The organism is Terasakiella brassicae, from assembly GCF_014641495.1.
GTDB lineage: Bacteria > Pseudomonadota > Alphaproteobacteria > Rhodospirillales > Terasakiellaceae > Terasakiella > Terasakiella brassicae.
This window is the reverse complement of record NZ_BMHV01000041.1, coordinates 1-12,880: the sequence shown is the minus strand read 5'-3', so window position 1 is coordinate 12,880 and position 12,880 is coordinate 1. Positions and strand designations below refer to the sequence as shown.

9 protein-coding genes are annotated in these 12,880 nt (G+C 45.0%); 7 read left to right on the top strand and 2 right to left on the bottom strand.

Annotated elements, in window-relative coordinates; genetic code table 11:
- Nucleotides 1–122: 122 nt before the first annotated feature.
- Nucleotides 123–497, bottom strand: coding sequence for a hypothetical protein (locus IEW74_RS16360; protein WP_188667120.1), 375 nt, complete (start codon nt 495–497; stop codon nt 123–125).
- Nucleotides 494–802: a hypothetical protein gene (locus tag IEW74_RS16355; RefSeq protein WP_188667118.1), complete on the bottom strand. Its 309-nt coding sequence runs from the start codon at nt 800–802 to the stop codon at nt 494–496. Before IEW74_RS16355 ends, IEW74_RS16360 begins: the two co-directional genes overlap by 4 nt.
- A gap of 78 nt (nt 803–880) precedes the next feature.
- Between IEW74_RS16355 and IEW74_RS16350 the strand changes: the two genes are divergently transcribed.
- From IEW74_RS16350 to IEW74_RS16320, 7 genes are all read left to right on the top strand, one after another.
- On the top strand, nt 881–1,255 hold the full coding sequence (locus IEW74_RS16350) for a hypothetical protein (RefSeq protein WP_188667117.1): 375 nt from the start codon (nt 881–883) through the stop codon (nt 1,253–1,255).
- A 31-nt stretch (nt 1,256–1,286) separates the two neighbouring features.
- Nucleotides 1,287–1,502, top strand: a complete 216-nt coding sequence (locus IEW74_RS16345) for a hypothetical protein (protein WP_188667115.1) — start codon at nt 1,287–1,289, stop codon at nt 1,500–1,502.
- Nucleotides 1,503–1,584: 82 nt separating this feature from the next.
- Nucleotides 1,585–5,421, top strand: coding sequence for a DNA N-6-adenine-methyltransferase (locus IEW74_RS16340; protein ID WP_188667112.1), 3,837 nt, complete (start codon nt 1,585–1,587; stop codon nt 5,419–5,421).
- 26 nt (nt 5,422–5,447) lie between these two features.
- Nucleotides 5,448–7,358, top strand: coding sequence for a site-specific DNA-methyltransferase (locus tag IEW74_RS16335; protein ID WP_188667110.1), 1,911 nt, complete (start codon nt 5,448–5,450; stop codon nt 7,356–7,358).
- Nucleotides 7,359–7,366: 8 nt separating this feature from the next.
- Nucleotides 7,367–8,074: a toll/interleukin-1 receptor domain-containing protein gene (locus IEW74_RS16330; RefSeq protein WP_188667108.1), complete on the top strand. Its 708-nt coding sequence runs from the start codon at nt 7,367–7,369 to the stop codon at nt 8,072–8,074.
- Between the two features lie 14 nt (nt 8,075–8,088).
- Nucleotides 8,089–9,816, top strand: a complete 1,728-nt coding sequence (locus IEW74_RS16325; protein ID WP_188667106.1) for a GmrSD restriction endonuclease domain-containing protein — start codon at nt 8,089–8,091, stop codon at nt 9,814–9,816.
- The gene (locus IEW74_RS16320; protein WP_188667104.1) at nt 9,813–12,758 is read left to right on the top strand and encodes a restriction endonuclease; all 2,946 of its coding nucleotides are present in this window, start codon (nt 9,813–9,815) and stop codon (nt 12,756–12,758) included. The genes IEW74_RS16325 and IEW74_RS16320 overlap by 4 nt, the downstream gene beginning before the upstream one ends.
- Nucleotides 12,759–12,880 lie beyond the last annotated feature (122 nt).

The window sequence follows — 12,880 nt, the reverse complement described above, 5'->3', positions numbered from 1 at the left end:
TGACATATGCGGTAATAAGTCCAACAGTCGATCAAGTCGTGCTGCGTCCAAATCAATACCGAGGCAATATTTGAAGTCATCGAAGTTTGGCTTTTTTGATGGCGTAAAAGCATTGAGGCTGCTCATATCAAATCCTCCTGATAAGAAGTTGTGATTGTATTGAAGGTAAGGTCGATACTTCGGGCTTCTGACAGACCGACAGAGATTACACAGTCCCAAATGATCGCAGTGATACCGTCAGATTCGAACTGGGCAAAAGGTCTGTTCTGCAACGCCTCAACCGTTCCCTCACCAAACCCGTTTTGAATGATAATGTGACCCACGACTTCAAGCTTATATATTGGGAAAACATCATCGCCCGTTTTTCTTATTTTTAGATCAGTTGCGAAGATGTGGTGTTCATTGCAAACAATCTTCGGGCAAAATAATTGGTTGGGAATGTAGCATTGCGGAATCGTGCCGGATATCTTTACCGGCAGGACAGTCAGACAGGTCATGCCAACACCTCATTTGTGATCAGGTTAATATAAGTGGTCAAGCACCGCTGCAAATCAGTATCTGTGGTTTCTGTCAGACATTCCTGTAGAAACGCTTTTAGGTTGATGTAGCTGTTATTAGATGCGTCGTGGCCTGAATACCGTAAACATCCGATGTAGGAACGTGAACGTCCCATGGCACGGCTCAAATCGGCAGCATCCATGATAAATTCGTTGGCACGAAGGAAGGTTAGGGTTTGCTCGAAAAGCGGAGCGTCTTTGTCCATTTTGATAATCATCAAAATCTCCATGTTTTGTTTCAACATGGTTATTTATCAACGTTGCCCAACAATGTTGTTCATCCCGGATAAATAGATGAAGTTAGAACACTTAAGGATGCGATTATGAAATGCGAAGAAATCACCAGTGAACAAGAACAGGCACCAACTTCAACAGATCAGGTTTATCAGTTCAGCGTGGCTATTCTTGCCCGGAGTGCTACGCGACTGTCGCCGTTTAAGATGGAGCATGTCACTGTAGAACTTCCGTGCGTGAACGCCATCACTGGCAATGTCCGTCAGTTGATGCTCAAGGGCATGGGGGACACCAGCCAATTGCTCCACGTCGTTGTCGATGTCGCGATGTTTCATTCTGACGAGATGAAAGCCATTGATGAAGTTTTGGGAACGCCGACGGTAAATGTCATTGGCCTTGATGGAACCTTGAATTTGGTTGACCCGCAAATCAAGCTGGCGGGTTCGGGAACAGAATGGAATTAGAAAATATGTAAAACGGATTTACATAACCACCATGAAACATGATGTTGACACCTTACAATTTGATAAAGAATATGTTCCAAAATACGAGGGTAAATGGAACGTTTTCTTTATAAAAGGCCGGTTAATGTTTTCCGATCAACTTAGTGCTGCTCCGTTTCCATCAGCAATAATTGTCTGGGGTGCTGCTTCCGATTTACTCACTTCACTGAAAGAAAAGTTAAACGCCTTTCATATGGCGAAGGATTAGTGTAAAAGAAACCCCTCTCTAAAACGGGGTTTTCTTTTACATGCTAGGTGAGCAAATAAAGAAGCATCGCAATCGATGTTTAATGACGCAGGGCGATTTGGCGACCAAGGCCGATATTGCTATTGATGCGGTTCGTGGCATTGAACGTAACGCTGGTAACCTTCAATCACTGCAAGTCGTATTGAGGTGTCTCAATCTGCAAATATCCGGGTTGCCCAAAGCAAGTTCTATTGGTGAACAGGTAAAATTACTTCGCACGCGACGAAAACATTCTTTGCGTTATCTTGCTGAACAGATTGGCCTATCAACGCCGACACTGATGAATCTGGAGAAAGGTAAAGGCCGTATGGCGAGCTTTTACCGTGTTATCACACATTACAATGCTAAAATATTTGTGCGGGACTTGAAGCGAACCCACTTTCAAAAAGGCGAGACCGATGTCTGGAACACTTCACAAGAATTCTTGGATAAAATCCATTCGGTGGTGCCGGAGTTCTGCTTAGACCCAGCCACGAACCCAACCAGCTTGGTTAATGCTAAAGTTCATTTCTACGAGAGCCATGATGGGCTGAAACAAAATTGGCACGGGCAGTATGTTTACCTAAATCCGCCATATTCAACACTCCCGGAATGGGTGGCAAAAGCCTACGAAGAATACCAATGTGGCAACGCTAAAACGATCATCGCATTACTGCCAGTTCGGTCAAATACTGATTACTTTCACAGCCAGATCGCCAGTTGTGCCGATGTTCTCTTTATCAAAAAACGCCTAAAGTTTGGTCAATCGCAACAACAGGCCCCTTTTGCCAGTATGCTGGTGTGCTGGACCAAATCCAATATTGTCGATCAATTTGCACGGGTTATTGATGGAACCATTTTACGAAAGCAAGACGGTGCAATTGCACCAAATGCCTATATGATTCCAAATTATCTTCCAGATGAACCATTTTCTATTTCAAAACCTAAACGAGTTTATGGTAGTTTCTTGACATCAGAAAAAATTAAAAAGATTGGGGTAGATATGACGGGGTTCCGTTACGGAAAAGAAAAGGCAATCACGGATTACCACGCCAAGTATTTCTCGCATGAATTATCACGTAGACATTCCGCTTCTGATTCAGAAAAAATCGCGACTGCATTGTTTGATGCTCAAGTGGACCTGAACCCACACCAAGTCTCTGCTGCCCTTTTTGCATTCAAATCACCATTATCAAAAGGTGCCATTCTGGCCGACGAAGTTGGGCTGGGTAAAACCATTGAAGGTGGCCTTGTGCTTTCACAGAAATGGGCTGAGGGTAAACGTCGTATCCTGATTATCTGTCCGGCGTCATTACGGAAACAATGGGTTCAGGAATTGAGTGATAAATTCTTCCTGCCATCAACGATCTTGGAAGCTAAAAACTATAACAAGATGATTAAAGAAGGTGTGCGTCGCCCGTTTGCACGTGACGACATCGGCATTTGCTCGTTTCAGTTTGCGGCACGCCACGAAGAAGAACTCATGGTCATTCCGTGGGATTTGGTCATTATCGACGAAGCCCACCGCCTTCGTAACGTCTATAAAGTCAGTAACAAAACAGGTCGGGTTCTTCGGGCGGCATTATCCAATGCCCCTAAGATTTTGCTGACCGCAACCCCATTGCAAAATTCCCTGATGGAACTCTATGGTCTTGTCAGTTTTATTGATGAATATGCGTTTGGTGACGCCAAGAGCTTCCGGTCTCAGTATGCCCGGTTGACCGGTGAAGATAGTTTCAACGAACTCAAGGCCCGGCTGGCACCGATTTGTCACCGCACACTGCGTCGTCAAGTAATGGAGTATATCCGCTATACCAACCGGATTGCCATCACCGAAGAGTTCATACCAAGCGAAGAAGAACAGACCCTTTACGATCTGGTGTCTGATTATCTGCGTCGTGATAATCTTCAAGCCTTACCAAGCAGTCAACGCACATTGATGACGTTGATCCTTCGCAAACTATTGGCGTCATCCACATTCGCCATTGCGGGGGCGTTGGAGGCATTGGCCCGTAAATTACGCCAACAACTCAAAGATAACGCAGACCTTGAATCCACCCTCGCCAAGCTCGAAAACGACATCGCGGAAGATTTTGAAGCATTCGAGGAACTGACAGATGAATGGTCAGATGACGATGAACAGCCAGAGCCGCTAACTCAAGCTGAAATCGACGCCATTGATGCGGAGATTGCCGATCTCGAAGCCTTCAAGGACCTTGCAGTGTCCATTAGTGAAAATGCCAAGGGTCAGGCCCTGCTCAGTGCATTGGATACCGGGTTTAATAAGGCCAAAGAACTCGAAGCTGCCGACAAAGCCATCATCTTTACTGAAAGCCGTCGCACACAAGACTACCTTGTGCGTATTCTTGAAGAAAACGGCTACAAAGACCAAATCGTGCTGTTTAACGGGTCTAACACCGATCCAAAATCCAAGGAAGTTTACAAGCAGTGGGTTGAGAACAACAAAGGGTCGGATAAGATCAGTGGTTCCCGCACCGCTGATATGCGTGCCGCCTTGGTCGATGAATTCCGTGACAACGCCCGAATTATGATTGCAACCGAAGCCGCCGCCGAAGGTATTAACCTGCAATTCTGTAGCATGTTGGTAAACTACGATTTGCCATGGAACCCTCAAAGGGTCGAACAGCGTATCGGTCGCTGTCACCGTTACGGTCAGCAACATGATGTGGTGGTGATTAACTTCCTGAACAAAAGCAATGCCGCTGACCAGCGTGTTTACCAACTGCTGGATGAAAAGTTCAAACTATTCTCAGGTGTGTTCGGTGCCTCTGATGAAGTTTTGGGGGCCATTGAGGGTGGCGTGGACTTTGAAAAACGTATCGCCGCGATCTATCAGAATTGTCGCACCACAGACGATATTGAAACAGCTTTCAATGAGCTTCGTAATGAGATGGAAGACAGCATTTCGGCGACAATGGATGATACCCGAAAGCAGTTGCTGGAAAACTTCGATGCGGAGGTTCACGACAAGCTCCGGGTCAACTTGAATGAAAGCAAGGAATATCTAAATCGTTATGAAGCCATGCTCTGGCAACTGACAGCCCATGAGCTTCACCCTTACGCAGCTTTTGACGATAAAACGCATTCCTTCACGGTCCACCAGCTACCCGAACAAGTTCAGGGCACGACACCGACCGGTCGATACGAACTGTCTAAAACGCCAGAGAACGCCCACAGATACCGTTTGGGGCATCCACTGGCTCAATGGGTGCTAACATCCTCGCAGCAGCGTTCTACGCCCCCTGCGGAGCTTGTGTTGGATTATGGTGCATGGTCACAGACGGCCCAACAGATCGAAGGGCTGGTCGGACAGTCCGGCACAATTGCTGTTGGTAAACTCAGTATCACAGGGTCGGACGCACAGGATCACATACTTTTTGCCGGAACCACTGATGATGGCACTGACCTGACGCCGGACCAAATCAGACGCTTGCTACAGGTTCCTGCTACGGTAGCTGACAGCGATATTCATATCGACGACACGATACTGAACACCGCACTTGAAACCCGCAAGAAAACCATTTTGGAAGAAGTCGAAGCCCATCGTGCGGAATGGTTCGATGAAGAAATGGAAAAGTTGGATCACTGGGCCGAAGATAAACGCAGGGCATTGAAGGTCGAACTAAAAGATTTGGATGACCAGATCAAGGACCTGAAAAAACGCACACGCCTGTCCGGCAATCTACAAGACAAACTCGGCCTGCAACGCCAGACTAAAAAACTTGAAAGTAAACGCAACGAAGCATGGCGAGCATACGACGATCAGGCCCGTGTGATCGAAAATCAAAAAGATAATTTACTGGACGAAGTTGAAGAACGTCTGCAACAAGATGTATCAGATACTGTATTGTTCACCGTCCGCTGGCGACTGATGAAATAACAAAAAGATTATTGGGGAATGAATTCATGACCGAAGATACCAAAATGGACCTGCAATCGATGAATATTGCGGCGGAGAAACGCCAGCAGTTGAAGCAGTTGTTCCCCGAAGTATTCAGTGAAGATCGCGTGGATATTGATGCCCTGCGTCGTGTGCTTGGCGATTTTGTCGAAGGTGGTAAGGAACGGTTCGGGCTGAACTGGCCGGGCAAGGCCGAATGTATGAAAGTCATTCAGGCCCCCAGTGTCGCAACCCTAAAACCATGCCGTGATGAATCCGTAAACTTCGATGATACCGAGAACCTATTCATCGAAGGAGATAACCTCGAAGTCCTGAAACTCTTGCAGAAATCATACTTCGGTAAGATCAAAATGATCTATATTGATCCACCATATAATACCGGATTTGAATTCATTTATCCTGATAAGTATGCAGAGAACCTCAATACTTACTTGGCCTATACAGGTCAGACAGATGATGAAGGGAAACGTTTTTCAACAAATACCCAAGAGACTGGACGATACCATTCTAATTGGCTCAATATGATGCATCCGCGTCTTTATTTGGCTCGGAATTTGATGCAAAATGATGGTTTAATATTTGTCAGCATTGATGACAATGAAGTTGAAAACCTTCGGTCGTTAATGAACGAGATATTTGGGGAAGAAAACTTTGTTGATTCCATTGTTTGGAAAAAACGATATGGCGGGGGAGCAAAAGAAAAATATCTCGTATCGATTCACGAATACATATTAGTTTATGCGAAAAACATCGATGCCCTTATGGATATTCACGTTCCTTTAGGCGAAGATGCAATCGAGCGATATTATAAAAATAAAGACAAGCATTACGAAAAGCGAGGCCCCTACCGGACTCACCCTTTAGAAGCCATGAAGAGCTTTGATCTCCGAGCAAATCTTAACTTTTCAATACCCGCACCTGATGGAACCGAAGTGTTTCCAAAACGTCAGTGGCGTTGGAGTAAAGAGCGAGTTGCAATAGCTCTTGAAAGAGATGAATTAGATTTCCTGAAAAATCGCGATGGTGAATATGTAATTCACACAAAACAGTATTTAAAAAATGAAGATGGAACCGTCCGCTCTACAAAAGCATTCTCACTAATTGATGATGTTTACACACAACATGGCACAAACGAAATCGTCAGTATTTTCGGGAATGCTAAAGTTTTCGACTTCCCTAAACCATCGCGACTTATTAAACGACTGATCGAAATTGGCACTGAGCCAAATGAAGAATCAATTATTTTAGACTTCTTCTCAGGTTCATGTTCTTCCGCACATGCCGTAATGGAACAATGTAGTCAGGATAACGGCAAACGGAAACACATTATGGTGCAATTGCCAGAGTATTGTGATGATGGTTCTGAGGCACAAAAATTAGGTTTTCAGACTATTGCCGATATTGGTAAGGAAAGAATTCGCCGTGTTGGCAACAAAATACAAAACGGTGCAGATGGTGAACTTAATTTCAATAGACAGAAAAATATTGATATTGGCTTTAAAGTTCTAAAACTTGGCCGTTCAAACTTCAAAACGTGGAACGGCGACCCAGAAGCATTTGATGAAACTGGCAAACAACTGGAAATGCACATCGACCATGTGGATGAAGCAGCCAGTGCCGAAGATATTCTCTATGAATTATTGTTGAAAGCCGGGTTCGAACTTACCACCAAAATCGAGACAGTGGAGTTTGCTGACAAGGAAGTTTTCTCCATTGCCGAAGGTGCATTGCTGATCTGTCTGGAAAAAGAAATTACCTCAGACCTGATTGACGCCATGGCGGAAGCTGACCCGTTCCAAGTCATCTGTCTGGATGAAGCCTTCCACGGCAACGACCAACTCAAAACCAACGCCGTCCAAACATTCGCCGCCCGTGCCGCCGCACAAGAAAGCGAAATCGTCTTCCGCACGGTGTAGGGGGCGATATGCGTGTTACAGAAAAAATGCAATTGATTGAGAATATTGCCGTTACATTGCAAGAACGATACACATTCGATGATCTTGATATGTTCTTTGGTGAATTTGATGTTAGTGAAGCAAATGGTTCATATAGTAGTAAAAGAGTTTATGCAAAGGACCGCCTTCGGGGGGCAAAAAACAGCGAACTAAAAAAGATTGCGACTGAGCTTGGCTTAGATACTGACCACATCATTAAAACGCCACCGAAGAACTGGGAGAACACAGCTTCTGTAAAAGCGTTCATTAGCCACACTGCTACACACAAAGAATACGCAACACGCCTACGGGATGTGTTGAAGCCCCATAATATTGATTGTTTCGTGGCACATGAAGACATCAAACCTTCCGAAGAATGGATGGAAGAAATTCGTAAGGCTCTTAACACCATGGATTTCTTCATCTCAATTCATACCAAAGGTTTTTCTGAACGGATTTGGTGCCAGCAAGAAATCGGTTATGCGACAGCACGTAATGTCAAGATAATCCCGGTGAAGTTTGATGAAGACCCGGAAGGTTTTATAGGCAAATACCAAGCGTTGATTAGGCGTAAGAAGAACGCAGAAGAAATCGGTCAGGATATTTTGGGACTGCTGGCTGATGATGAAAAAACAAAAGATTTGTATGCCGAAAAGATCGCACCACCACCGTCATTAGATGATGAAATCCCATTTTAGGAAGGGGCTAAAGTATGGGACAACAAGACTTAACCATTCAGGAATTGGTCAATAAAATTGAGCGTGGTGAAATCCGTTTGCCAGAAATGCAACGCCAATACGTGTGGCAACAAACCCGTGTTCGCGACCTTTTGGACTCGCTCTATCGTGGCTATCCATCTGGCACTATCTTGACTTGGGAAACCGATGAAGACGTCGCCACCCGCGATTTCGCTATGGAGCAAGAAGCGTCAGCTTCCGGCTCATTTCAACTCTTGTTGGATGGGCAGCAACGTTTAACATCGTTGTCTGCAATTTTGCGAGGAGAACCTGTAGAGGTCCGTGGCCGTAAGAAGCCAATCGACATCCTGTTCAACCTTGAACATCCCTATGACCTTCAAATCATCACCGAAGTTTTTGAAGATGATGAGAATGAAGATGATACTGATGCTGATCCAGATGCACCGGAAGCCAATGAAGATGAAATGGCAATGCGTGCAAACAGAATGGCTTTCGTTGTCCATAGCAATAAACTGGCCGCATTACCAAATTGGGTTTCTGTAACTCGGATATTTAAAGAAGATAACGATCTTGCAATTATCCAAGAAGCAGGAATATCAGATTTAAATGACCCTCGTTTCAAAAAATATTCTGATAGATTGAAACGGCTTAAGGATATTGCAAAGTATTCTTACCGGGTCCACATCCTTGATCGTGCGAAATCATATGAAGAAGTGACCGAAATCTTTGTTCGTGTGAATTCGTTAGGGGCCAAGCTTCGTAGCTCAGATTTGGCTCTTGCACAAATTACGGCAAGATGGCGAAAATCATTGGAAATATTCCAAGAGTTTGAACAGGAATGTATTGCACAAGGATTTAATTTGAGTCTTGCGATTCACCTTAAGAATTTGGTGGTATTTGCGACAGGGCAATCACGTTTCAAAACGGTTGGAAAACTCCCATTAGATAAACTGAAAACGTCATGGGAACAGGCTAAGGCCGGTATGGACTACGCTTTGAACTTTCTACGAGAGAACGTAGATATTGATAGTCCCGCCTTATTGTCCTCACCTTTCATTGTGATTACATTGGCTGCATATGGTCATCACAAGAATTATACCCTGACCCCCGAAGAGGCTAAGGAACTTCGATACTGGGTATTGGTAGCGAATGCCAAAGCCCGATATTCCCGTGGTTCGTCAGAAACATTCTTGGACCAAGATTTGGGAGCAATCCAAAAAGGTGCTGGTGTTCAAGGGCTACTGCAATCACTTCGCACCCAAGTTGGTCGTTTGGACATTCTGGCCAGCGATTTGGAAAATAGAAACAGTCGCAGTGCTTATTTCAAATCTATGTTCATGGCTTTCAAGAAAGCAGAAGCCAAAGATTGGCGTGACCAACTGGTAATTTCTCTCAAACATTCCGGTTCGCAACATAGTTTGCAGTTTCATCATCTGTTCCCACAAGCTGTGTTGAAAAAACAGAATAAAGAAACTCGTGAGATTAATGATATTTGTAATCTGTCTTTCATCAGCGGTCATACGAACCGTAAAATCAGCGATAAAGAACCCGCAAAGTATCTTCCTGACTACATCGAAAAAGTCGGTGAGGATGAATTAAAAAAACAATGTATTCCCTTAGACCGTTCGCTTTGGGAACTTGACCGATATGATGATTTCTTACGGGAACGCAGGAAGCTCATTGCGGAACATTTGAATGAATATATTGGGCATGACCGAGTGGATGAAGAGGCCGCAGAATGAAATTACGTTTTGATCCATCACTGGAATACCAGTGGGACGCCATTAATGCGGTTGTGAGAGCGTTTGAAGGCCAGCCGATAGCACAGAGCCAGTTTGAGATTAGTGCAACCACTGGGACTGCTGGCATGGCATTGTCCGATCTTGGTGCCATGAACGACATTACGCTAAATGAGGATGCGTTTCTTGAGAATGTTCGCAAGGTTCAAGAAGCCAATGACATCCCGGCTGCCGATGAATTGCTCGGTCGTGAATTCTCGGTAGAAATGGAAACCGGCACCGGCAAGACCTATGTCTATCTTCGCACGATCTTCGAACTGAACAAGCAATACGGTCTCAAGAAGTTCATCATTGTTGTGCCATCGGTTGCGATCCGCGAAGGTGTCCTGAAATCCATCGAAGTGACCAAAGACCACTTCCAGACCATCTATGGTAATGTGCCATTCGATTCATTCGTTTATGATTCCAAGAAGCTGGGTAAGGTTCGTCAGTTTGCTAACAGTAACCAAATCCAGATCATGGTGATTAACATCCAGTCGTTCGTTAAAGACGTGCCGGATAAAGACACCTCCGAGATGACAGATGATGAACTCAAAAAGCTAAACGTCATCAACCGTCAAAACGACAAGATGTCTGGCCGCAAGCCGATTGAGTTCATTCAGGCCAGCAACCCCATCGTGATTATTGATGAGCCTCAGTCTGTTGATAACACCGCTAAAGCAAAAGGTGCAATTGCTCGGTTGAACCCGGTAGCGACGCTTCGTTATTCTGCGACCCATAAGAACCCGTATAACCTGCTTTACAAGCTCGACCCAATCAAAGCCTATGACCTGCGTCTGGTGAAGCGTATCGAGGTTGCTAGCGTCATTGCAGACGACAATGCCAATGATGCGTATGTGAAGCTGGAAAAGGTCGATTACAAAGCGTCTCCGATCAAAGCAAAGTTGAAAATCTTTAAATCAACGCCAAAAGGGCCTCAACTCAAGCCAATTAACGTTAAACAGGGAGATGACCTGTATCTCAAGTCCGGCGAAAACCCGATGTATGAAAATGGATTTGTAATCGCTCATATTGATGGCACGCCCGGTGGTGAAGGAATCGAGTTCAACACTGGCACTTGGATTGACCAAGGTGACGAAATCGGTGGCATGAGAGATGACACCATGCGGGAACAGGTCTTCGAAACCGTTCGCCAGCATTTCATCAAGGAAAAGATGTTAAAAGACCGAGGCATCAAGGTGCTGTCGTTGTTCTTCATCGACAAGGTATCGAACTATCGTGTCTATAACGACGATGGCACCACATCGCTGGGGCAGATCGGCCAGTGGTTTGAAGAAGCCTATAATGAAGTATCATCCAGTGGACGATTTAAAGGCGTAATGAGCTATACTGCATCCGAAGTGCATGATGGGTATTTTTCTCAAGATAAGAAAAAAGGTTGCGATAAAGACACCACCGGCAAAACCAAGGAAGATGAAGATACCTACAACCTGATCATGCGAGACAAAGAACGTCTTCTCGACCCTGACGAACCACTTCGTTTTATCTTTTCGCATTCGGCATTGCGTGAAGGTTGGGATAACCCGAATGTTTTCCAAATCTGCACACTCAACGAAACTCAATCCACGGATCGCAAACGTCAGGAAATTGGACGCGGCCTACGCCTACCAGTGAATTCCAAGGGCGAACGTGTGCACGATGAACATATCAACCGCCTCACCGTGATTGCTAACGAATCATACGAAGTCTTCGCCAAATCTCTACAAGCCGAATTTGAGGAAGATTTCGGCATTAAGTTCGGTCGCTTGGACAAGATTGCATTCTCCAAACTGTTGGGTGCTGATGGCGAAACACCTATCGGTCAGGAGCAATCAGGACGTATTTGGTCTGAGATGCAGGCAAATGGTTATATCAACAAAGCTGGTGAAATCTTGGAAAAATTCGATCCCAAAGCACCGGGTTTCGATTTGGCAATCTCTGATGAATTCAGCGACCTGAAAGCAGCAATCATCGACGAGGCGTCCAACTATATATTCCAAAACCGAATTGCCGATGCTCGTAAGCGTGAGACACTCAAGTTCAACAAAGCTGTTCAAATCGACACGGACTTCCAAGAACTTTGGGAGCAAATTAAACATCGCACTCGTTATCGCGTTAATTTTGATACCAACGATCTGATTGCCCATGCCGTTTATCGCATTAAAGAATTACCAGCAATTAAAGCCATGGAGATACAGATCGACAAAGTTGAAGTCGGTGTATCAAAAGCCGGTATCGACACGGATACAGTTCTGGATCATAGAACCACCACAGTAAGTCCCGTGAAGGTGCTACCTGACATTCTGGCGTATTTGCAGAAAGAAACTGAACTCACACGCCATACGTTGGTGGAGATACTCAAGCAGTCCGGTCGCCTTGCTGAATTCAAGATAAACCCGCAGCAGTTTATGGCACTGGTCGCTCGTGAAATATCACGAGCATTACATGACCTAATGTTGGACGGTATCCAGTATGAAAAAGTTCCCGGCCTGCATTGGGAAATGAGTTTGCTGGAACGCGAAGCTGAGGATGGTATCACACGCTACCTCTCGAACCTTTATGCCGTCCAGAACCGCACGAAAACGCTCTATGACCATATCGAGTTTGATTCAGAGGTAGAACGTAAGTTTGCCCAAGATTTAGATAACAATGAGAATGTGAAGCTGTTCGTGAAGTTGCCACAATGGTTCAAGATCGATACCCCAATTGGTTCTTACAACCCTGATTGGGCCTTCGTGACCGAACGAGACGAGAAACTTTATTTCGTTCGGGAGACCAAAAGCACGACTGATAAAGATGATCTGCGTAACAAAGAAAACCAAAAAATCAAATGCGGCCAACGCCACTTCGACGCCATTGGTGTTGACTATGGTGTTGTGACCAAATTGTCAGAAGTATCGTTCTGAGCGGCAAAGAGCATTTCATTGACGTTCCGTTGCGACCATGGTGGTGGGAACATGATGATCAGCTTTATGTGACTTTGAAATATTCATCACAGACGGTAGCCATCAAGGGTCACAAGAGCATC

What these genes read in the sequence shown, in the direction of transcription:
- IEW74_RS16325 (WP_188667106.1), top strand. Translation starts at nt 8,089, where the DNA reads ATGGGACAACAAGACTTAACCATTCAGGAATTGGTCAATAAAATTGAG.
- IEW74_RS16355 (WP_188667118.1), bottom strand. Translation starts at nt 802, where the DNA reads ATGTTGAAACAAAACATGGAGATTTTGATGATTATCAAAATGGACAAA.
- IEW74_RS16335 (WP_188667110.1), top strand. Translation starts at nt 5,448, where the DNA reads ATGACCGAAGATACCAAAATGGACCTGCAATCGATGAATATTGCGGCG.
- IEW74_RS16330 (WP_188667108.1), top strand. Translation starts at nt 7,367, where the DNA reads ATGCGTGTTACAGAAAAAATGCAATTGATTGAGAATATTGCCGTTACA.
- IEW74_RS16320 (WP_188667104.1), top strand. Translation starts at nt 9,813, where the DNA reads ATGAAATTACGTTTTGATCCATCACTGGAATACCAGTGGGACGCCATT.
- IEW74_RS16340 (WP_188667112.1), top strand. Translation starts at nt 1,585, where the DNA reads ATGACGCAGGGCGATTTGGCGACCAAGGCCGATATTGCTATTGATGCG.
- IEW74_RS16345 (WP_188667115.1), top strand. Translation starts at nt 1,287, where the DNA reads ATGAAACATGATGTTGACACCTTACAATTTGATAAAGAATATGTTCCA.
- IEW74_RS16360 (WP_188667120.1), bottom strand. Translation starts at nt 497, where the DNA reads ATGACCTGTCTGACTGTCCTGCCGGTAAAGATATCCGGCACGATTCCG.
- IEW74_RS16350 (WP_188667117.1), top strand. Translation starts at nt 881, where the DNA reads ATGAAATGCGAAGAAATCACCAGTGAACAAGAACAGGCACCAACTTCA.